Source organism: Vibrio wakamikoensis (assembly GCF_050337275.1).
In the GTDB taxonomy this organism is placed as follows: Bacteria; Pseudomonadota; Gammaproteobacteria; order Enterobacterales; family Vibrionaceae; genus Vibrio; species Vibrio chaetopteri.
In genome coordinates this window covers 1-22,418 of the sequence record NZ_JAKJST010000043.1, presented here as the reverse complement: position 1 = coordinate 22,418, position 22,418 = coordinate 1, and the positions used below count along the sequence as shown (strand labels likewise).

General features: G+C 48.2%; 19 protein-coding genes. 8 read left to right on the top strand and 11 right to left on the bottom strand.

Annotation, left to right across the window (positions count from 1 at the left end; all coding sequences use genetic code 11):
• Positions 1–100 precede the first annotated feature (100 nt).
• The 8 genes from L4C42_RS21795 to L4C42_RS21760 all read right to left on the bottom strand — a co-directional run bounded on the left by L4C42_RS21795 (position 101) and on the right by L4C42_RS21760 (position 10,063).
• On the bottom strand, positions 101–1,465 hold the full coding sequence (locus tag L4C42_RS21795; protein WP_353497443.1) for a hypothetical protein: 1,365 nt from the start codon (positions 1,463–1,465) through the stop codon (positions 101–103).
• Between the two features lie 104 nt (positions 1,466–1,569).
• Complete coding sequence (locus L4C42_RS21790) at positions 1,570–2,121, bottom strand: ECF-type sigma factor (RefSeq protein WP_353497442.1); 552 nt, start codon at positions 2,119–2,121, stop codon at positions 1,570–1,572.
• Between the two features lie 8 nt (positions 2,122–2,129).
• Positions 2,130–3,590, bottom strand: coding sequence for a chromosome partitioning protein ParA (locus L4C42_RS21785; protein ID WP_353497441.1), 1,461 nt, complete (start codon positions 3,588–3,590; stop codon positions 2,130–2,132).
• The gene (locus L4C42_RS21780) at positions 3,587–4,879 is read right to left on the bottom strand and encodes a serine/threonine protein kinase (RefSeq protein ID WP_353497440.1); all 1,293 of its coding nucleotides are present in this window, start codon (positions 4,877–4,879) and stop codon (positions 3,587–3,589) included. Before L4C42_RS21780 ends, L4C42_RS21785 begins: the two co-directional genes overlap by 4 nt.
• A gap of 99 nt (positions 4,880–4,978) precedes the next feature.
• Positions 4,979–6,466 (bottom strand): chitinase, encoded by a 1,488-nt coding sequence (locus tag L4C42_RS21775; RefSeq protein WP_418641811.1) that lies wholly within the window; start codon positions 6,464–6,466, stop codon positions 4,979–4,981.
• 275 nt (positions 6,467–6,741) lie between these two features.
• A complete protein-coding gene (gorA, locus tag L4C42_RS21770) occupies positions 6,742–8,097 on the bottom strand; it encodes a glutathione-disulfide reductase (RefSeq protein ID WP_418641810.1) in 1,356 nt (451 codons plus the stop codon).
• A gap of 219 nt (positions 8,098–8,316) precedes the next feature.
• The gene (locus L4C42_RS21765; protein WP_418641809.1) at positions 8,317–9,015 is read right to left on the bottom strand and encodes a glutathione S-transferase family protein; all 699 of its coding nucleotides are present in this window, start codon (positions 9,013–9,015) and stop codon (positions 8,317–8,319) included.
• A gap of 208 nt (positions 9,016–9,223) precedes the next feature.
• Positions 9,224–10,063, bottom strand: coding sequence for a 23S rRNA (adenine(2030)-N(6))-methyltransferase RlmJ (locus L4C42_RS21760; protein ID WP_353498626.1), 840 nt, complete (start codon positions 10,061–10,063; stop codon positions 9,224–9,226).
• Between the two features lie 186 nt (positions 10,064–10,249).
• Here L4C42_RS21760 and prlC point away from each other — a divergent pair, with 186 nt between their 5' ends.
• Entirely contained in the window at positions 10,250–12,292 is a 2,043-nt protein-coding gene (gene prlC, locus L4C42_RS21755; RefSeq protein ID WP_418641808.1) for an oligopeptidase A, read from the top strand.
• Between the two features lie 694 nt (positions 12,293–12,986).
• On the top strand, positions 12,987–15,740 hold the full coding sequence (locus tag L4C42_RS21750; RefSeq protein WP_418641807.1) for a cation-translocating P-type ATPase: 2,754 nt from the start codon (positions 12,987–12,989) through the stop codon (positions 15,738–15,740).
• A gap of 152 nt (positions 15,741–15,892) precedes the next feature.
• On the opposite strand, the gene asnC is transcribed toward L4C42_RS21750, so the two are convergent.
• Positions 15,893–16,354, bottom strand: a complete 462-nt coding sequence (gene asnC / locus L4C42_RS21745) for a transcriptional regulator AsnC (RefSeq protein WP_042502002.1) — start codon at positions 16,352–16,354, stop codon at positions 15,893–15,895.
• 171 nt (positions 16,355–16,525) lie between these two features.
• Between asnC and L4C42_RS21740 the strand changes: the two genes are divergently transcribed.
• Both L4C42_RS21740 and L4C42_RS21735 read left to right on the top strand, forming a co-directional pair.
• A complete protein-coding gene (locus L4C42_RS21740) occupies positions 16,526–17,305 on the top strand; it encodes a class I SAM-dependent methyltransferase (protein WP_353497434.1) in 780 nt (259 codons plus the stop codon).
• 135 nt (positions 17,306–17,440) lie between these two features.
• A complete protein-coding gene (locus L4C42_RS21735) occupies positions 17,441–17,968 on the top strand; it encodes a hypothetical protein (RefSeq protein ID WP_353497433.1) in 528 nt (175 codons plus the stop codon).
• Positions 17,969–17,992: 24 nt separating this feature from the next.
• Here the strand turns inward: L4C42_RS21735 and L4C42_RS21730 are convergent, their stop codons facing one another.
• Both L4C42_RS21730 and L4C42_RS21725 read right to left on the bottom strand, forming a co-directional pair.
• Positions 17,993–18,871, bottom strand: a complete 879-nt coding sequence (locus L4C42_RS21730) for a carboxylate/amino acid/amine transporter (RefSeq protein ID WP_353497432.1) — start codon at positions 18,869–18,871, stop codon at positions 17,993–17,995.
• A gap of 103 nt (positions 18,872–18,974) precedes the next feature.
• Positions 18,975–19,400 (bottom strand): universal stress protein, encoded by a 426-nt coding sequence (locus L4C42_RS21725; RefSeq protein WP_353497431.1) that lies wholly within the window; start codon positions 19,398–19,400, stop codon positions 18,975–18,977.
• 311 nt (positions 19,401–19,711) lie between these two features.
• Here L4C42_RS21725 and ftnA point away from each other — a divergent pair, with 311 nt between their 5' ends.
• From ftnA to L4C42_RS21705, 4 genes are all read left to right on the top strand, one after another.
• Positions 19,712–20,239, top strand: coding sequence for a non-heme ferritin (ftnA, locus tag L4C42_RS21720; RefSeq protein WP_042502012.1), 528 nt, complete (start codon positions 19,712–19,714; stop codon positions 20,237–20,239).
• A 69-nt stretch (positions 20,240–20,308) separates the two neighbouring features.
• Positions 20,309–20,632, top strand: a complete 324-nt coding sequence (gene uspB / locus L4C42_RS21715; RefSeq protein WP_353497430.1) for a universal stress protein UspB — start codon at positions 20,309–20,311, stop codon at positions 20,630–20,632.
• Positions 20,633–20,822: 190 nt separating this feature from the next.
• Positions 20,823–22,010 carry a BaiN/RdsA family NAD(P)/FAD-dependent oxidoreductase gene (locus tag L4C42_RS21710; protein ID WP_353497429.1) on the top strand — a complete coding sequence of 396 codons (1,188 nt, stop codon included), beginning with the start codon at positions 20,823–20,825 and terminating at the stop codon, positions 22,008–22,010.
• A gap of 222 nt (positions 22,011–22,232) precedes the next feature.
• The coding region (locus L4C42_RS21705; RefSeq protein ID WP_429761737.1) for a helix-turn-helix domain-containing protein at positions 22,233–22,418 on the top strand (186 nt) is incomplete at its 3' end.

Sequence of the window (22,418 nt, the reverse complement as noted above, 5' to 3'; positions counted from 1 at the left end):
CAGTCTTCACAAACTATAAGGAAGTTTTGCCAACTAAGAAAGGGAGTGGGGATCAGAGTTGTGTAAAAACTGCCCCGCAGGGCAGTTTGAGGATCTCGCGTTACTTCGCGAGTTTAAGCCATTCTCTATATAGGTTGTCAGCCAGATCGTGGTTCTCAGTAAACAATAGCGGCTTAGATTGATTACGACTGTCTTCGTAGGCTACATGCAAGCCTTGGCTTGTTAATGTAGTGAACGAGATCACCCAATCTTCATCGAAGTCGCTAGCACTAAGGACGAGGTCGCCTTGGTCACTAATACGCCATGATCCTTGCATTTCAGTCTCTGGCCAATTGAGTCCCTGTCTTTCCACAATCACGCCACTACCATCCGTGTTGAGGGTAATCTTCGCCATATCTGGGTCCGCCTTGTTAGACGTGGAATCATCCCAGAAGTGATACAAAGTCTTGCCAGCAAACTCTGATGCCGTTACCACACGCTTTTCGTAGCCGTTGTCACCAAAGTTTACTTGGCTAGCGACAAACAAATCGTTTTGAGGCGTCACGGTTAGACTGAGCTTTTCACCAAGTAAAATGATGGTCTCTTCGCCGTCAGGAGTAATGTAGCCAGTATCGGTGTAGGTAAGCGAGTGTTCGCCGACTTTGCCGTTGTCATCGATAAAGCTGACTTTATTCTCGTGGAAGGTGATTTCTGAAACCCCCTCTTTGTGGAAATAGTCATCATTGGTCGACACATAGTAATAGGTTGAGCCGACCATCATGTCTTTGACGGTTTTTGGCGATTCGCTAACGTTACCCTTTTCATCAACGATGATGGTGTCTAGATCGACGTCGTTATTTACCTGTTCTGCAATTTTATCTTGGATGTTTGTGAGCTGAGTTTTGATATCAGAAAGGTTCGCTTCTGAGCTGGCGAGATCATTATCTAGTTGCAACGTTAGTGAGCGAGCAATGGCATGCACTTGTTTCGCGTTGGCGTTGGCTTGCTTTGCAGCCACGTAGTCAGTATCTAGGGTGGTGCTGTCGATATTTAAATCTGTCGCGACTTCTTCCAGCGTTTTCTGTTCGAGAACGGCAATGGTTGAGAATGGGCTGACAACTGCGGTGCCTGCTGGTGCCGCGATCTCAAATGTGTTGATCAGCCTGCCGCCTTTATCGGTATCGTAACTGCGACCTGCAACGGCGCGAACGATGACTGGGAACTCGGCATCGGCCTCCGAAATGGTGAACTTACCCTGTGAATCAGTGGTAGCCGTCAACTTCTCGTCGGTTTCAGCAATGTTGTTACGGTTACGGTCAATGTAGACATCAGCGTCTACCAAGTAGCCATCAAGAGCTAGTCGCTGCAACGAAGGCTTAGTTTGCTCACCGCCGCCAGTTGAGGTGCCGGCATCACCATTATCGCTACCGCCGCAGCCAGTAAGAATCAAAGAAACCGCGATGGCGATTGCGCTAAGTTGTTTCATAGGGTCGTTCCTTGTTTGGTTTCACTCGGTTAATGACCCTTTTTTAACCGTTTACTGAATGAGCAACAAGGAACGTAATTGTCACAAAAAACCGTAAAAATAATTTATATCTGTGACTGCATCCAACTGCGAGAGAACTTGAGGTCTTTCTCGATAAGACTGGGGCTGCATTGCAGCATGTCACTGATTTCTTTATTTTTAAGGCCAGCAAAGTAGCGCAATTGGAGCACTTCGGATTGGCGTGGGAAGCGTTTTTTAAGCTCTCCTAAAGCACTATCAAAGCTCATCAGTTGATCAAAGTTCTGTTGGTCTCGCGTGGTCGCGGTTGTGGGTTGGCGCTTTTGTGCGAGGCGTTTTCTGGATTGGTCGATAAGGATTTGGCGTACGACCTTGGAGACCAGTAAGAAGAATTGCTTCCGATTCTGCAGATAGCTGACGTCATGCTGGGACAGTTTGACGTAAGCATCATGGATCAGAGCTGTGGTGTTGTTTACCTCTTGCTCGTGGTGTTCTGCATTATCACCAAATTTATCTAAAGCACGCACCCGCTCTTTGTGGGCGATGCTCTTTAGTTGTTCATAGGCATAATGAAACAGCAGCCCCTCAGCCTGCTTATCGCCGTTGTGCCACCGGACGATGATATCTGTCAGTTGCATTGGCTTTCCTATATCCATGAGTTGTTGGCTAATCTTTCCAGTTCGAACACAGCAATGGTGCGAGCTTGCTGTTTGCCGAACTGGTCGACTTGAATGTCTTGAAAGCGGCGATAAATTTTGCCCTCGCTCCACTGATTTTGAGTCGGTAAGAACTCCCATAAGCTATAGCGAGGTGTGTTATCGGTGCTGTACCACTTTACTCCGCTGTTGAGCTGCTCAATACTTGCTGAACTCGAACCGTCGCTGCTGAGCCACCACATATCGCCAAACTCTGCCGTGACATCTTGGGTATAGTCTTGGTGGTTTTTAGTGCATGTTGCTCGCTTACTTTGTAGAACGTGATCCTTGTCAATGTACAGACAACGAGTGTCACCGGACGCAAGATTACGCTGGCGCCAATAGCCTTGGAAATCGATAGACTGCTTTTCATCTACAGCTGAGGTAAACCATAGGTGCTCGGTCAGATTGTCGTGTTCTACCTTAGCCTTCTTGCCCAACCCTTGCGACTTTTGAGTCAGTAGCTTGGTGGTGGTGTTGTAGCTAATTGCCACGGTTCGGTACTTCCAATCGCCCTCATCATCAAAATCTTCGATATCGAATCCATTTAGGTCTAGGTGGGTGCAGCCGGTATGGGCACAAGCGATGAGTCCGCCCCAGTCGGAATAGTCGTCTATCTTCTCAAACTCTTGCTTTTGGTAGCTTTGACTGACATTGACTTCACAGCTGCTGACGGAGCCATCACGGCTGCCATAGTAATCGCCCACATCCGGATAGAGAATTATGCCTCCATCAACAATTTTATAGGTGGTGCTGCCAATTGGACCGTGATAATTCGGTTCGTCGCGTCGCGCAGTATCGTAAAAACACAGGTTTCCTCGCCAGTCTCGACGTTTAAGAATTGTGTTGACTAGCTTTACGTCTAATGGCGCTGTGAGCACTTGTTTGGAGGTAAAGTTCTGCTCTATGTATTGCTGGCTGCTTTCTAGGTGTTTGGCGGCTTCATGCACGCTGGCGAGAGGTTTATTCGAGATGCTGAGACTCTCAGGTAGGTTGTTGAGATCCAGTGCGTTGAGTAGCGCTTGAACCTTATCCGTTGACAGCCAGTCACTATCGAGCTTGATGAGGTCGTCGCGATTAGGAGCGGTATCGATGCCAAGCAAGAGACGAACCATATTAAGGCTTTTGCTGGGTGTGGTTGAAGCGAGATTAGGCGTAACCACCTCTTGCGCGGCAACTGTGGCGAGCAGTTTATGTTGGTTGTTGCTGCCCAAGTAAAAGCGAACCTCATCGCCGTCTTTAAACTCAAATTGTCCCTGTTGGGTGTAACCGCGAATCTTGGAGCTGGTCTCGTAGTAGAGGCCTGTGACGGGTGCATCAATAAAGTGGCCTATCTGAATATCAGTTGCGAAAATTTGTGTGCTCGCAAGGGTGGTTACCATGGCCACCCAGGCAGGATTCATACGTTTCATTCTGAGGTTGTACCTATGTCTTGTTGTTCTTGTTCGGCAGAGCCTTGCTCTGGCATTAACATCGCCAATACCAGCTTCTGTTTGATATCAATGGGTAAATCTTGATGGCTCAGTAGCCGCATGCTGGTTAAGTCCAGCATGGCTTTTAGAGAGGTGGCATCACTGTGATGGCCGTGAAACAGTAGCTGCGTCATTTCGAGTAATAGTTCATTGGAGACGCGTTGCTGCTGTTGGAGTTCAAGGTTTTTATTGATTAACGCAGAAACAAAGCCTAAGCCGGAAGTCATGAGTAGCACCGTCAAGGCGCTGGCGAGTGGTCTTCGCTTTAAAAGCTTGCCACATCGATAAAGGGCGTTTGCATCCGGGTGGGAGATGGGCTTATTGTGCTGAAGTGCTTTAATGTCTGACTTCAACTCCGCTATACGAGAGTATTGAAGTGCACTTGGCTGAGTACACTTTTGATAGACCCATTGCCATTCAGATTTGTGCTGTTGGTTGGGAAACAGTTTGTTGAAAATTTTTCCAAGGGCATAAATGTCGCTTGAGGCATCGACTTTACCGGTTTGTTTTTGCGTTGGACTGGCATAGTCGGCGCTGTAAATGTGCAGATCAGCATAGCGAGCATCATGAGTCGCGATACTAAAATCGATCACCTTGGCGTCGCCATTCTCGTCGACGAGGATATTTTCTGGCTTGAGATCCCCATGGAACACACCTTGCGCATGAGCGTGGTGTATGGCGTCGGTAATATCGAAAAACAGTGCTAGTTTAACGCTATTGCAGGGACTAGTGGTCAGCCATTGCGTGAGTGATTGACCTTTTACATGTTCAATCACCAAAAATACCGAGGAATCTGTTTCGTTAGCATCCAGTACATTGGCGATATTGGGGTGATTGAGCTTCGCCAGAAGCTGCGCTTCCCAATACAGCATGGTTTTGCCAACCATATTGCTCAGGTGCGGCTCGAACACCTTAATGGCGACGGACTGTTCAAATCGACCATCACATCGCTCGGCCAGATAGACTTGGCTCATGCCACCACGCCCAATTCGCTCGCAAACTCGATAGGAACCGAGCTTAGTTTGGGCAATCGCTGAGTCATCGACATGCACACTGGCGTGTCGACCTAATATTTGTGTTAGCTCCGAATGTGCGGTGCTCTGTTCACTGAGTAGCTCGAGATGCAGCTTGGGATCTGAGTGTTTTAGTTGTTCAAGATATGTGGCTTGCTCAGTCTCATCCATATAGTGGAAGTTGAGCAGCAGCTCTGTGCGATGTCCATGTTTCAATGTCTGGCCAATGCGTCCTTTTTAACCAGGCTAGAGGATACCGAACTGCTGCTCTGTTTTCTATAATAAATCAGTAATTTATAGATATTGGTGATGTTCTTAATCTGGGCAATTCACTTGCTGCCAAAACCAGTTAGTTTGCGCTGGTGTTTCCCATACGCCAGGTTTGTTTTTGGCGGTAAAACACTTGCCTTGATGAATCACGGTGTCGCCAACCTTAGCTTGAGTGACTCCGGCCTCCCAAACGAGAATACTAGAAGGGGTGTCTGAACCTGTGTCGCCACCACCAGTGTTTCCGCCGCCGGTACCACCATCAGATGGCAATGTATCGACAATACGCACCTCGGGCCAATTAGCGTGAGAGCCGTAGAAGTTGGTAACACACTTTTCATAGTCACCAGGAACCAGTGCCGAATAGGCGGTTTGATATCCCACTAGATTACATTCAAATGAGACGCCACCTGGGCGGTTCGCATGGTACTTCCAGCTTGCTTCCCAGTTGGTGTAGAGCACATCGGTCGCACCATTGAGATTGAGGCTGCCATAAGGTGTTTGTTGCCAGCAGGTGTTGGCTTCATCGGCTTCAATGGGGATCTGGTAGTGTGCCGCTAGCCCCTCCCAATAACGAATACGGTTAACCGGTTGGCCTTTGGTTTTGTTTTGCTCGCCACACTCAATGCCACCATTGATGATGTTAATAGTGGTGCCAAAACCATAGCCAATCCCCGCGTCAATTTCTCGCTGTGAGGGTTTCCATGTACGGTCAATCACGTGAAGCATGGCGGGCTTAGGTGCTTGTGGAGTTAGGAAGAACCAAATCGCAGAGGCAAGGTTTAACCAAGAATCGGCAACCAGAGCTGGATTGTTAAGTAGTACCGTCGCATCACCATCAAACATCACTTCCGAGAAAGGACCGTAGTTAAAATGGTAGGAAAGCTGTTTGGCGCCGCGACCGAAATATCCTTGATTGGGTGAACATGGCCAGCGTTTGTTTTGCCAGTCATTCTGTCCGCAACCTGTGGTATAGCCTTCCTGACCTTCAGACCATCCCATCTCACGCACATGAACTAAAGCTTGCTGCCACTCCTCTAAAGCAAGCGGGTTATCCCAAGTGTTATCCAGTGCGATATGTCCACCGGTTTCTTGGGCGAAATGGGCAAATGCAGTGACAATGGAGCGCTTACAGATGGCATCGGCATCACGTCCATCCGTGTAGTCGCCACAAAATGCGGGAAACTTACCGATGGCCTGCAAAAAACGCTGGTAGGTGTATTCTGATGCGGCCATTTGTGTGAGAAAGTCCCATTCCGAGCTCGGGAATACGCGCTCGGCACGTTTTACGTTGCCGGGATTGGTCGCCAATCCTGCGTCAATCGCATCGACGACAGTGTTTGGTGCAGTGGAGAGGGCATTTGCCCATACCGCATACATAGGGTCATTGGTTTGGGCGGCTGCGCTGGCTTGCACTTCACTGCGCAGTAACACGTAACCCGTGGGGTTGGTTGGATCGGGTTGCGGGTTGACTGCAAAAGCGGGCAAGCTGGTGCTGATAAGTGTCGCAACTGCCAACAAATGAGAAGGTTTCATTTCACGTTCCTTTTATTTAATTTGACTAGTTTGCAGAGACTCATGCTGGATGAGATCTGTTAGCTAGCAGAAAAAACTAAAACAAAGGCTATGTGCTACTTACTGTGAAAACCATTAATCCTGTGCTTGAGGTTCAAGCGATGCGAGGCGTCTCAAGCTAGGGAGGAATGAGTGTTTGCTCGATTACGCAAAGGTGTGTAGTGGTTCGAAACTTTAGATGTAGAACAGCCCAGTCGAAACTGGGCTGAAATCGTATTAAGTGTGCTGCGCGGCTTTTAGCGCATAGTAACGAACTCTTCAGAGCCCGTTGGGTGGATAGCCACAACAGAATCAAAGTCCGCTTTGGTTGCGCCCATCTTCATCGCAACGGCAAAACCTTGAATCATCTCATCAACCGTAAAGCCGATGCCGTGTAGACCAACCACTTTCTCATCGTCGCCCGCACATACTAGCTTCATCTTACAAGGCTGGCGGTGCTTAGTGACAGCGGTGTACATCGCTGTGAAGCCTGATGTGTACACTTTCACGTTGTCTTCTCCGTACTTAGCTTCAGCTTCTTGTGTTGTTAGACCAATGGTGCCGATAGGTGGGTGGCTAAATACCACGGTAGGAACTAGGTCATAGTCCATCTTCGCGTTTGGTTTGTTGTTAAACAGACGCTCAGAAAGCTGGCGACCGGCTTTAACTGCCACTGGTGTTAGCTCGATACCACCTTCCATGATATCGCCCACACAGTAGATGCCTTCAACATTGGTTGTTTGGTATTCGTCTACCTTGATGTAGCCGCGATCGTTAGTCTCAACGCCTGTAGCGCTTAGGTTGATTGCGTCTGTTGCTGGGTGACGACCAATTGCCCAGATTAGCTGGTCAACGTTTTGGCTTTCACCGTTCTCTAGGTGCAGAGTCAGACTGCCATCTGCTTCTTTAACTACTTCTTTTGGCACAGAGTGGGTGTGCAGTGTAGGACCTTCTGCATCCATTACTTCGACTAGGGTGTCGATGATCATTGGATCGAAGCTACGTAGTGGTGACTCTTTACGAACAAATAGGTGTGTCTCTGTACCCAGTGCGCTGAGAACGCCTGCGATCTCAACAGCAATGTAACCTGCACCTACTACGGCAACACGCTTTGGTTGTGCGTCTAGGTCGAAGAAGCCGTTTGAATCGATGCCGTACTCGGCACCAGGGATGTTTGGAATTGTTGGACGACCACCGACTGCGATAAGGATGTGGTCAGCCGTGTATAACTCGCCATCAACCTCAACGGTTTTTGCGTCAACGAATTTAGCAAAGCCCTTGATAACGTTTACTTTGTTGTTACCAAGTACGCGATCGTAAGATTGGTGGATACGACCAATGTACGCTTGGCGGCTTTCAACCAGCTTGTTCCAGTCGAAGCCTTTAACGTCAACGTCAAAACCATAGTCTTCCGCGTATAGGTTCATGGCTTCAGCAATTTGTGCACCGTGCCACATGACCTTTTTAGGTACACAGCCAACGTTTACACAAGTACCGCCTAGGTCTTTCGCTTCGATAAGCGCAACCTTCGCGCCATACATTGCCGCACGGTTTGCAGATGCGATACCGCCGCTGCCGCCACCAATACAGATATAGTCAAAATGCGTTGCCATTACGTTCTCCAAGAGCTTATAAATATTTTGATTGCTTGTACTAAAGCATATTGGGGCGATGTTGTCAGAACTCAACAACCCAAAACGTTAGCCACAATCTCTGTCCGTATAATAAATCGAGTCTAGCAACTTTCTCCAATGGGAAAAAGTTGCGTTGATTATGACTAATAACGATTAATGTCGATGAGTCTGAGGGCGAGCGCCCTCAGAGCGTCATGATTAACCACAGCAGCTACTTGTTCCACAGCCTGATGTTGTAGCCATATCTTTACCTTCCGCCAGATAGGTGTTGGTTAGATAGAAGTTGCTAAACAGCGTATCGAAGTCTTCTGATACGGTTTTCTCGACCAGACCCGACTTGAGAATGTTTTGCTGCCATGCTTGCATCTTAGGTAGACCACAGAAGAAATCATACCCAGAGTGGGCTTTAACAATGGCAGCTCGATGCAGTAGCGGTAGCCATGCCATATCCACATTGCTGAGCGCATCCGATTTAAAGAACTTTGTCTCACCCGACAGTTGGTTCTCTGCTTTTTGGAATGCTTTGATCAGCTTCTCTGCGCGCTCTTCAAAAGTTTGCTGATCTTTACTGCTCATGGTGCCGCACTGAGCAAGATAGTGCTTCGACCCTAGGTAACTCCATGCGCGGTCAAGCGCTCGTTGCTCATTGGTGACGCCTTGCTCTAGCGAACCATATTCATCCTCGATGTACTCAATGATGGCGTTAGACTCAAACAGCGCCGTGCCGGACTCGGTCACCATGACTGGTACTTGCCCATTCGGTGAGATATCTAAAAACCACTGCGGTTTGTCTTTTAGACTGATGTGCTCAATCTCGTAAGGGATCTGCTTAGCTTCTAGTGCTGCTGTCACGCGTTGAACAAAGGGACAAATCTTAAAGCTAACAATCTTAATCATGTTGGTTTCCTCACTAGGATGTAATTTGGGTGTACTGCTTCAGTACTTTCACTAGTAAGACGAGTGGTGTTTGAATAAGACGAAAATAATTTCAAAAAAGTCGAAATATTTTTCTAGAGAAGGTGTTCGAGACAATAAAAAAGCGCAAGCTTGTTATGAAAAACAGATGCTTGCGCCTTTCGTTTCGTTCACCGATTTATATCAGAGCTTATTCAGGAACAATCCATTCCACCTTAAAGTGGCCTGTTGCTGGGGCAATTTTCTCTTTAAGGTATGGCAGGATCTCTTTCATCTGCTGCTCTAGCATCCACGGCGGGTTGATAACAATCATGCCTGAAGCTGTCATACCACGCTCGTTGGTATCAGGAGACACCCCAAGCTCTATTTGAAGGATCTTGCGAATGCCAAGCCCTTCCAGACCATCAATCATGTCGTCGATGTCGTAGCGATTCACCACTGGGTACCAAATCGCGTAGATACCCGTTGCCCAGCGTTTATGGCTCTGTGCAATCGCGGTCACCACATCGCGATACTCTCTGGCGAGCTCGTAGGGTGGGTCTATCAGTACTAAGCCGCGACGCTCTGCTGGTGGTAGGCTCGCTTTTAGGCGCTTAAAGCCATCTTCTTTAAAGATCTTAACCTGACGGTCGCGATGGAATTCTTGCTCAAGTAGCGGGAAGTCACTGGGGTGCAGCTCGGTCAATACCATACGGTCTTGCGGGCGCAGATGCGCGCGCGCCACACGTGGGGAGCCTGGGTAGTAGCGCAGAGCATCACCGTTATTTAGCGTATCAATCGACTCAATGTAGCTGGCGATGTCTTCTGGGATGTCTGAGTTACCCCAAAGTTTGCCGATACCTTGCTTGTATTCGCCCGTTTTCTCCGACCATTCATGGGTAAGATCGTAGCGACCTACGCCTGAGTGGGTGTCGTGATAAACGAATGGCTTTTCCTTGTTTTTTAGAGAATTAAGGATAAGACTTTGTACTATGTGCTTCACGACGTCGGCATGGTTGCCCGCGTGAAAACTGTGACGATAGCTCAGCAAAATAATGACTCGGTTAGACAATAATGCACGAAGTATAACCTCTTCTTTCCCGAAGCGGCAGAGATCTTACAACTTCGTCTTATCGTAAGGATTGAAATTCGAGTCCAATGACTACATTTATTTAATAATTACGCTCACTTGCTACCCAATGAGTGAGGGAACCCAATAACTAAAAAGGGACGCTGCATGTCAAACCCACTACTGACGTTTACCGACTTACCTCCTTTTTCACAAATTAAACCAGAATATGTGAAACCAGCAGTCGAGCAAGCGATTGATGCCTGCCGCGCGAAAATTGATGCGGTGCTTGAAGGCAATACCAATCCGACTTGGGATAATGTTGTTGCGCCAATCGAAGAGATTGATGACAAGCTAAGCCGCCTTTGGTCACCAGTGAGCCATATGAACTCTGTGGTCAACAGCGACGAGCTGCGCGAAGCGTATGAAAGCTGTTTGCCTATTTTGTCGGAGTACGGCACTTGGGTAGGCCAGCACAAAGGTCTGTATGAAGCTTACAAAGCGATCAAAGCCAGCGATGAGTTTGAGGCGTTAAGCCAAGCTCAGCAAAAAACCATCAAAGATTCACTGCGTGACTTTGAGCTATCTGGTATTGGCTTACCTGCTAACGAGCAGCATCGCTACGGCGAGATCAGCAAGCGCATGTCAGAGCTAGGCTCGCAGTTCTCTAACAATGTGCTCGATGCCACTATGGGCTGGACTAAGCACATCACCGATGAGAAAGAGCTAGTAGGCATGCCGGAATCGGCGCTGGCCGCAGCGAAAGCGGCCGCTGAAGCCAAAGAACTCGAGGGTTATTTATTAACGCTCGATATTCCATCTTATCTTCCAGTTCTCACTTACTGTGATAACCAAGCGCTGCGCCAAGAATTGTATGAAGCATACGTCACTCGTGCCTCTGATCGCGGCCCGACAGCGGGTCAGTGGGACAACACAGATATCATTTCAGAGCAGTTAAAACTGCGCCATGAAATTGCTCGCTTGCTTGGTTTTGGTACCTTCAGTGAGAAATCACTGGCGACCAAAATGGCTGAGAGCCCGGCGCAAGTGCTTGGCTTCTTGAACGATCTCGCGACGAAAGCCAAGCCTCAAGGTGAACGTGAAGTCGAAGAGCTACGCCAATTTGCCGAAAAAGAGTTTGGCGTCACTGAGTTAAACCTTTGGGATATCGCTTACTACAGCGAGAAGCAAAAGCAGCACCTATTCCAGTTCTCAGATGAAGAGCTGCGCCCATACTTCCCAGAATCAAAAGTGGTTAGTGGCTTGTTCGAGGTGCTTAATCGCGTCTTCGGTATGAAGATTACTGAACGTGAAGGTGTGGATACTTGGCATGAGTCGGTACGTTTCTTTGATATCTTCGATAGTGAAGACACGCTGCGCGGCAGCTTTTACTTAGATCTGTATGCACGTGAGCACAAACGTGGCGGAGCATGGATGGACGAATGTCGAGTGCGCCGCACCAATGCTGAAGGTGAACTGCAAACCCCAGTGGCGTACCTAACGTGCAACTTCAACAAACCAGTGGGTGATAAGCCTGCCATGTTCACTCACGATGAAGTGGTGACACTATTCCACGAAACTGGCCACGGCATTCACCACATGCTGACTAAGATCGATACTGGTGCTGTGTCTGGCATTAACGGTGTGCCATGGGATGCGGTCGAGCTGCCAAGTCAGTTCCTCGAAAACTGGTGCTGGGAAGAAGAAGCGCTGGCATTTATATCTGGTCACTATGAAACCGGCGAGCCGCTACCAAAAGCCATGCTCGACAAGATGCTGGCAGCGAAGAACTTCCAATCGGCGATGTTTATCCTGCGTCAGCTTGAGTTCGGTTTGTTCGACTTCACGCTGCACACAGAATACGATCCAGACATCGGCGCACGCGTTCTAGAAACCCTTGCGGATGTGAAATCCAAGGTCGCCGTATTGCCAAGCCTAGAGTGGAACCGCTTCTCACACAGCTTCAGCCATATCTTTGCTGGTGGCTACAGTGCTGGCTACTACAGCTATCTATGGGCAGAGGTGTTGTCTTCAGATGCTTATTCACGTTTTGAAGAAGAGGGCATCTTTAATAAAGAGACTGGCCAAAGCTTCCTAAACAACATCCTAGAGATGGGTGGCAGTGAAGAGCCGATGGAGCTGTTTAAGCGCTTCCGAGGCCGTGAGCCAGAGATTGATGCATTGCTGCGTCATTCTGGGATTAGTGCTTAGTTAGCCCTTTGTTCCTGGTGTCGCATCGCAAAACTGTGTTATTGAGAAAAACAGGGCGACGCGCGAGCGAGCCAGTAGCTCCTCCCCTTAATAAGGGGAGGCTGGGAGGGGTGCTCTTCTTGTTTTTGCCCATTAAAGTAAAAAAGCAAAGAGCCCAAGAGCACCCCCCTCTAACTCCCCCGGCTACGCGCCCCGTTATTAAAGGGGAGAACGTATGCTAGCTCCTATCGTCGCATCGCAACGTGGTCATTCCTCCAATTCAAATGATATATCCCCAGTGAATAACTATTGAATAAAACCCTCTCGGCCCCATTTGGTTGCCAAAATGTATCCCCCAATCACCTTCCCAATAATGTCACCCACTTTCACACTTCGAAAAAACAGAAGTATCCTTTCAGCCAAAATTAGGTGTTATTTAACTTTGCTTACAAAGCCTTGCTACGTTTGAGACTCGAATAAAATCTAAGTTTGTTTTGAGTCAAAGAAGCGTCCTAGAGTGCATGCCAGCTCTCCGAAAGTTAATTACAGGGATATTCAGTTTCGGGTAACTTAATTTGGCTTTCCGCTTACGCATTAAATGTTAATAAAAATGCAAATTAAAGGCGGGGCATTTTCATCATTTTATTCAGCGATTGCTTTTTATCGGTTTGTCATTCTACCGATGTCGACTGAATTTACTTGGAGAGTTACCCCCATGACTAAAAAATGGTTTACTGAAACCGTTGAGAACACTCAGCAGATGCAGGGTGTGTCGGCGGAGCAAGGCCTGACTTCAAAGGAAGTAGCCGAGCGCCAATCACAATACGGAAAAAACGAGCTGCAAGAGAAGGCTGGCAAATCTGCGCTTGAGCTGTTTATCCACCAATTTAAAAATCCACTGATTTTCATTCTGGGCGTCGGTGCCATTGTTTCCTATTTCACCGGGCACCTAGTGGATGCGATCGCGATTACAGCGATCATCTTTATCAACGCATTGATTGCTTTCTGGCAAGAGTTCAAAGCTCAGAAAGGTATGGAAGCGCTACGTCAAATGGCGGCACCGTCGGCGCAGGTTAAGCGTGATGGTGAGTGGATTGACATCCCAGCGAGCGACATCGTTCCAGGTGATATCTTAAAAATCAGCACAGGTGACATCCTAGCGGCTGATGTACGTATCCTCGAGGCCAACCGTCTATCTATCGACGAAGCAGCGCTAACGGGTGAGTCAGAGCCAGTAGACAAGACGTCTAAGGTTATCGAAGACGAAACCGTAGGCCTTGGCGACCAGCTAAACATGGGCTTTATGACGACGATGGTGACATCGGGTACAGGTCTAGGTGTTGTGGTTGCGACAGGTATGCAGACCGAAGTGGGTCACATCGCTGACCTAATGGCGAACACTGAAGAAACCAAGACGCCGATGCAAGAGCGCATGGACACCATTGCTAAAACGCTAATGCTAGTAGCCCTAGGCGTTGTAGCGGTTGTGTGTGCTATCGGTCTTTACTACGGTATGCCTTGGCTAGAGATCCTCAACACAGGTATTTCTCTGTCTGTCGCTGCGATTCCTGAAGGTCTTCCGACGGTCATCACTATTGTTCTAACCATGGGTTCTACTCGCATGGTGAAGAACAATGCTCTGGCTAAGCAGTTGGCTGCGATTGAGACGCTAGGTTCAACCACGGTTATCTGTTCTGATAAGACAGGTACGCTAACTCAAAACCAAATGCAGGTAATGAAGGCGTACGATGCAAGCGGTCGTTACTGGCAAGTAAGCGGTAAAGGCTTCAGCCCTGAAGGTCAGTTCAAGCCGCTATCGCACAGCACAGATGCCAAGCAAAGCCCAGAGATGATGAAGGGTCTAGTCGTCGCGACACTATGTAACGATTCTGAGTACATCATGGATGGCGACAAGTCGGCTGTTCGTGGTAACCCAACAGAGGGTGCACTGATTGTGGCAGCTGCGAAGGCGGGTTTGAACCAGTCTGAGATGCTAACGTCAGGTGGCTACTCTATCGTTGAGAAATTCCCGTTCGATTCTTCTCGTAAGATGGCGTCGGTTATCGTGAAAGGTCCTGAAGGCAATCACTTCCTTGCTATCAAGGGTGCGCCAGATGTGATTCTTCGCAACGCAGCAGGCTTCATGGTTGACGGTACGTCTGTTGAGCACACACCAACAGCATCGGACGGCAACCTTGCGCTAGCGACTAGCCCAAGTGCTGAGATCGTTGCAAACTACGAAGCTGCGATTGCAAACTTTGCTCAAGACGCACTGCGTACGCTAGCCGTTGGCTTCAAAGAGCTAACAGAAGCAGACCTAGAGCGTGACTTTGAAGAGCTAGAGAAAGATATTACGGTATTGGGTCTCTACGGCATCATGGATCCACCGCGTCCAGAAGTACGCGATGCGATTGAAAGCTGCTACCAAGCAGGTGTGAGAACGGTAATGATCACCGGTGACCACGCGCTAACAGCAGCAGCGATTGCACGTGATATCGGTATCATCCGCAGCGAGAAAGATCTGGTTGTGACGGGTGCAGAGCTTGATGAGATGGACGATGACAAGCTTCGTCAGATCTGTCCGGAAGTTGCAGTATTTGCCCGTGTAACACCAGAGCACAAGCTACGTATCGTTCAGGCTCAGCAGTTCAACAACGAAGTAGCAGCGATGACAGGTGACGGTGTGAACGATGCACCAGCACTGCGCCGTGCAGATATCGGTGTTGCTATGGGTATCACTGGTACGTCTGTAGCGAAAGACTCAGGTGACCTTATCCTACTGGATGACAACTTCAGCACTATCGTGAAAGCGGTACGCCAAGGTCGTCAAATCTTCGATAACCTTCGTAAGTTCATCCGTCAGGCTCTGACAGCGAACGTGGGTGAAGTATCGGTTATCCTGTTTGCGTTCCTAATGATGGGGCCAGAGGCTATCTTGCCGCTAACACCGCTAATGATTCTATGGATCAACTTGGTATCGGATGGTCTACCAGCGCTTGCGCTAGGTGTTGAGCCAGAAGAGAAAGATCTGATGGAGCGTAAGCCTCGCAAACGTAACGAGAGCTTCTTCAGTGACCACCTAGGTACTCGTATCCTAACTCGTGGTCTAGCACTGGGTGGCATGAGCTACATGGCGTTCAACTGGGCACTGACCAATGGTTTCTCTGCGAACTACGCACAGACAATGGCATTTGCGATGCTAGTCTTTGCTCAGCTATGGCATCTATTTGACTCACGTACATTTACGTCGCTATACCGCAGAAACCCTTTCACCAACAAGTACCTACTAGGTGCAGTATCGGTGTCAGCGATTCTATCGCTAGGGGTTATCTACACAGGTCTAGGCCAGCTAATCTTCAATACTGAAGCACTGGCAGCAGGTCACCTATTTGGTGTCATCATGGCAGCATCACTACCAACGCTGGTTATGTCTGCAGTGAAAGAAGCAACTAAGACTAAGTGGGTTTAATCTCTCACTTGAAATAGTAAAAAGGCGCTCTGATGAGCGCCTTTTTTGGGTTTGGTGACGCACTAATAAAAGGTATCACACTCAACCATGTCGTCATTCCTGCGCAGGCAGGAATCTACTAACAGCGCGTGTTCACTGAACGTCCACCAAACCTAAGGATTCACATTTCGACTAATCGGGTTCTGCAACGAAATCAGCGTCTCCGTCGATTGCACCTCTTCAATCGCCTGCAGCTTATCGATCAACACGTGCTGCAGCTCTTCAATCGAGCGGCACATCAACTTCACGAAGATGTTATACGCCCCAGTGGTGTAGTAGGCTTCGACCACTTCATCCAAGGCATTGAGCTTCTCCAGCGCCGAGTGATAGTCACGCGCAGCGTATAGGTTGATACCGATAAAGCAGCACACGTCATAGCCGAGCTTTTTGGTGTTCACGACCACCTCAGTACCCTCAATGATCCCGGCCGCTTTCATCTTCTCGATACGCACGTGAATCGTCGCTGGGCTCACATCAAACTGTTTTGCCATCTCGGCATACGGGCGACGGGCGTCTTCCATCAAGGTTTTTAGGATCGCTTTATCCAGATCGTCGAGATTGTTGGTACCGTGCATATCGAATCCTTTGTCTGAGTGAGTGGGCGACATCGCTGAACACGTGCCGTTTCATTGGTGCACAAGCTTATCACTATTTTTGCGCAGTCGTCTTTGTGTCGATCACGCTTATTGGTCGTGCTATCGACTTGAGGTACACTGGCGCCCATTGTCTTATTTCGGAGTTTCACTTTGCACATTCAACTCATTTGCGAACATCAACCACGTCAACCAGAGCTTCAGCAACTTGCCGAGCGTTGGGGGTTGGTGGCGTCTGACGATTCCGAATTTGCATTGGTGCTGACCGAACAAAGACTCGAGCTTCGAAAGCTGGATGAACCGAAACTGGGCGCGATTTACGTCGATCTTGCTGGTGGTGCAGTGGCGCACAGGCGTAAGTTTGGTGGTGGTAAAGGTCAAGCTATTGCTAAAGCAGCAGGTTTAAACAAAGGGGCGACACCTACGGTGCTCGATGGTACTGCTGGTCTAGGTCGCGATGCCTTTGTGCTCGCATCTCTTGGCTGCAAGGTGCAGATGGTAGAGCGCCATCCTGTGGTCGCCGCATTGCTGGATGATGGCCTTGAGCGCGCCAAACAAGACTCTGAAATTGGCGAGTGGGTCAGTGAGCGTATGTCGCTGCTGCATGCGTCGAGCCTAGATGCCTTAAGTGAACTTGCCGATGACAACGCCTTTATCAAGCCCGATGTTGTGTATCTAGACCCTATGTATCCGCATCCAGAGAACAAAAAGAAATCGGCGCTGGTGAAAAAAGAGATGCGTGTTTTTCAATCTTTGGTTGGCGCAGATACCGATGCAGACGGACTGCTTGAGCCTGCTCTTAAGCTTGCGGCAAAACGCGTTGTGGTCAAACGTCCAGACTACGCCGAGTGGCTGGATGAGAAAAAACCGACAATGGCGATTGAGACCAAAAAAAATCGCTTCGATGTTTACGTTAACGCATCAATGAGTTAATCCTTTCCTATATGTTTTTTGAGTAACTTGCTCTGGTGTAACTGGAGCAAGTTACTTGCAACCGCTGCCAATTGACGTTATATCTAACTAAGAATCATTCCTGTTTTCGTTGTGGTTAGTTGGAGATTAAGTGGTATGACCGTATCTGTTGGAAAGAAGCGACTGTGCAAGTTAAATCGTCGTGACATCAGTGACAACCTTGGTGACATCCATCGTTTGGTCGCAGAACCTAAGTTCCTGTGCCGTTCTTGCTCACGCTCATCCGCCGATAAATCCACACTTTGCAAACCGGCGGCTATCCCGCCAGCATCTTGCCAAAGCAAGCCAATAGCTGAACAGCAGCAATGTGGTGTGTTGGCTGAAGCATTGCCGACCACAACTGTGCCGAAACTAACCAAGATTGCCAACAAAGCCGAGCCTAAACCAGCGGCCAACGTGGAAATGACCGAAGCGTTGAGCGTAGATGCTATCGATAAGAAATCACTGAAGCGTGCGAAAAAAGCACTCAAAGCGCAGAAAAAAGCGCAGAAGAAATTGCGTAAGGTACTGAAGAAAAGTCAGAAGTTGTTACGTAAGCAGAGCAAACTTGAGCACAAGTACCAGTTAGCGGCAGCCACGGTTGAAAAGCAGGTAATGAAAGTGCAGCCAGAACAGCTGCACTAATAAGATCTTTATTTCGAGCTAAGCCTAGCTGTTTGCCAGCTGGGCTTCTGCTTTTGGTTTGACCCAAAGCTCGTTGACCACGAGTGATAGCAAGATGATCCCACCACCAATCGACAGTTTCACCAAGTCCACATCGCGATTCCAAATCACAATATTAACGATAAGCCCCGCTGGCACCAGAAGGTTATTCATTACCGCCAGTGCGCCCGCGTTGACCATTGTCGCACCTTTGTTCCAGATAAAGTAACCCAATCCAGAAGCAATGGTTCCTAAGTAGATAAGCACACCCCACTGCACGCCCGTTGTTGGCATCTTATCGAAGCTACCAAAAATCGAGAAGGCGATGGTGGCTACGATCGTCGCGCCAATATAGAAATAACCAAACACGCTATGCTGCGGCAGCTCAACCTGCTCTTGCTCCATCACGTATTTGTAACCCACCTGACCAATAGCAAAACAGAGGTTCGCGCCTTGCACGACCAAGAAGCCCATCAAGAAGTTATCGTTAATGCCAGCAAACTTGATGAACGCCGCGCCCGCGACCGCAATTGCCGCCGTCACCAAGTACCATGGCGAAAAGCGACCTTTGAGCAAGTCATAGAACAAGGTGACGTAGATTGGTGTGAAAACGGTAAACAGCAGCACTTCCGGCACCGAAAGCAGCAAAAATGATTGATAGTAGAAGCAGTACATCAGTCCTAGCTGGATACCACCAATCGCCATCAGTTTGGCCTTGAGCTTGTTGGGAACTTGCTTGAACTTAGTGAACGGCAAAAAGACCAGTGCCGCTAGGACAACGCGCATTAGTACCGAAAACCAAGAATCAACCTGACCCGCGAGATAAACCCCAATTAGGCTGAAAGAAAAAGCCCAAAGCAGGGTAACAGAATAGAGATAACCCATAGTTAACAATTATCATTTAATAACAAATGCCGTCAGTGTAACACTTTTCGTCACGATGAGAGATCCGATCAAAAAAGGCTTCCGAAGAAGCCTTTTGCAATTTTTAGTCTTTGATCGGCACGACCAACATATCGACGGGTGAGGTGTTGATAAGCTGTCTGGTAGACGACAGGATTTTGCTCCAAAAGTCTTGATGGTGACCACACACCACTAAATCGACATTGTATTCACCAATGGTATCGCGCAGCTCATTACTTAAGTCACCGCTGCCAACCAATGAATGTTTAATCGGGTAATTCGCGTACTCAGCAAATTCTCTTAGCTGAGTCATCGAGGCTTCCATGGCCTGATGCTGTGTCTCTGCCATATTGAGGTCAATCAAGCCGGTATAAAGCTCGGCATAGTTGACGTCGATATGAATAAACGATATCTCGGCATCCAATGGTTTCGCAAGTGAGACCGCTTTGTCTATGAGCATTTTGCTTTCTTCTGAGAGATCTAATGCGACCATAATATGTTTGTAACCCATAACGCACTCCTCCTGACGTTCGTCCTACTAAAAACATAGCATTTAACACCTGAAAATTATGCTGATGTGATCCCAAATCGGTCGTCATAGCTATAAAACTCTGCCTTGTCGTGACTAAATACAACGAGTCTCCCTCAATAATTTTCTCAATTACAAGACGACAAAATGTGAGCAAAGTCGCCAAAGTTTTCTAGAATCAAAGTAAGCGCTGAGTGCACAGTTGTTGCCAGGTTTGGGCATGAGATCAGAAGACTCCTCAATTAGTTATGTTATAGTGGCGTTAATTCCAGTTACGAAATTAGGAGTCGTAAATGCTTTCTCCATCTATGGTTCAACACCTGAACGAGCAAATTAACCTCGAATTCTTTTCATCCAATCTATACTTACAAATGAGTGCTTGGTGTGAAGACAAAGGATTTGAAGGCGCGGCAGAATTTCTTCGTAAGCATGCGGACGAAGAAATGCAGCACATGCAAAGATTGTTTACCTACGTAAGCGAAACCGGTGCACTGCCAATTTTGGGCAGTATTGAGGCACCTCGTCACGATTTTGAAAGCCTTGGCGATGTGTTCCGCGAAACGTACAAACATGAGCAGATGATTACGGAGAAAATCAACAAGCTGGCGCATGTTGCCTTCTCGGCTCAAGACTACTCAACGTTCAACTTTCTTCAGTGGTATGTTGCGGAGCAGCATGAAGAAGAAAAATTGTTTAAAGGGATCTTAGATAAGCTAGAACTCGTAGGTGAAAATGGACAGGCGTTATTCTTCATCGACAAGGATTTAGCAACGTTAGCAAAAGAGGGTTCTTCTTCCATTATGGACGCCCCTGCTGAGTAACATCAGCGTTTAAAAGACCATTGATTGTCTTTTTCTCTTGGGTGTCTAGGAAGACGTAGGGAGGAAAAGATGATCAGTGGAGACACTATTCTATTAGCATTGATGCTCATTACCTCAGTCAATATGGCGAGGTATCTGACAGCACTACGCGCACTAATTTTCATCATGCGTGAGGCACATCCGCTCTTGTATCAGCAAGTCGACGGACGTGGCTTTTTCACGACGCACGGCAATATGTCGAAGCAAGTGAGGCTGTATCACTATCTCAAAAGCAAAGAATACCATCACCACCATGATCCGGTGTTTACAGGTAAGTGTGATCGCGTCCGTGAGTTGTTTGTACTCTGTGTGGCGTTGACAGGTGTGACCTTACTTGCTGGCTTTATGCTTTAGACGATAGCTGACAATAGTGAGCCGGTTGCGTTCGTGTACGGCGCAACGAACTTGGTGTCAGTCTCCGGCTGCTTAGTAGCGTTGGAAGTGTTGGCTTTAATCGATGAAGCCGCTAGAATAGCGCCAGATTGTTGAAGGGATGTGCAATACGCACATCCTTTTTTTATTTGAATTTTGTCGGAAAACCGTGATGAATCAGAAAGTTGATGTGGTGATTATTGGTGCAGGCGCTGCGGGGTTGATGTGCGCAGCAGAAGCGGGCAAGCGAGGTCGTCGCGTGCTGGTGCTGGATCATGCAAAAAAACCAGGTCGTAAAATTCTGATTTCCGGTGGTGGTAAGTGTAACTTTACTAACTACGATGTGTCGGCAAACAACTATTTATGTCAAAACCCACACTTCGTAAAATCGGCGCTGTCGCAATACACTAACTGGGACTTTATCTCGTTAGTCAGTAAATACGGCATCGAGTTTGAAGAGCGCGATCACGGTCAGCTGTTTTGCCTAGAGTCAGCGAAAGACATCGTTAAAATGATGCTCTCTGAGTGTGAGTCTCCAAACATTCAGTTCCGCTACCAAACCGATGTGCATAGCATCGAGAAAACCGAGCAAGGCTTCTCTTTGCATGCCGATACCGACACGATTGAATGTGACTCTTTAGTGGTGGCTACGGGTGGTCTTTCAATGCCAAAACTGGGTGCGACGCCGTTTGGTTATAAGATTGCCGAGCAATTTGGCCTTGAAGTTGTGCCAACGACAGCGGGTTTAGTGCCATTTACGCTGCACAAAGAAGACAAAGAAGATTTTGCGGAGCTCTCTGGCATTGCCGTTCCAGCAGAGATTACGGCGAATGATGGTACGCTCTTCAAAGAAGCATTGCTGTTCACTCACCGTGGATTGTCTGGTCCATCGGTGCTGCAGATTTCCTCGTTCTGGAAGCCGGGACAAAACGTGTCGGTGAACCTAGCACCAGAGGCAGATATTGAAGAGCTTCTGACGCGCTCGCTAGAGAAACATCCTAATCAAAGCCTGAAAAATACCTTAGCACGATTATTGCCAAAGCGTTTGGTCGAAGTGCTGATTGAGCGTAAGGTGTTTGCGGATAAGCCACTTAAACAGTACAACCCGAAAGAGCTGGTGGCGATTCGTGAGTCACTAGAAAACTGGACGATTGCGCCTAATGGCACCGAAGGCTATCGCACTGCAGAGGTGACGCTGGGCGGAGTGAACACTAACCACCTTTCTTCTAAAACGATGGAGTGTAAGTCTATTGAGGGCTTGTACTTTATCGGTGAAGTCATGGACGTGACGGGTTGGTTAGGGGGTTACAACTTCCAATGGTGCTGGTCATCAGGATTTGTGGCGGGTCAGCACGTATAATTATCGCAACAGAGTTCTATCGTAATTTCGATCGCATCCAAACTAGATTCCTGCCTACGCAGGAATGACGTACGTTTTGGATTTGTCTTACCCTAAAATTTCGTCACCCCTGCGCAGGCAGGGGTCTACTGCGCGCGGTATTGACCGGGCTCATAGGTAACAGTTCTAACCAGGCACATGGGTAACAAGTGCTAATGTGTAAGCTTCGAAGAGGAGAAGCTTATGCCATGGGAAGAGACTTGCATCATGAGCCAAAGAGAACTTTTCATTGAAGATTGGCTTAGCCATCGATTTTCTATTAGCGAGCTGTGCCAGCGTTATGGCATAGCTCGTAAAACAGGCTACAAATGGATCAACCGTTTCCGCGAGCAAGGAATGACTGGTTTAGCTGACTTGAGTCGAGCTAGA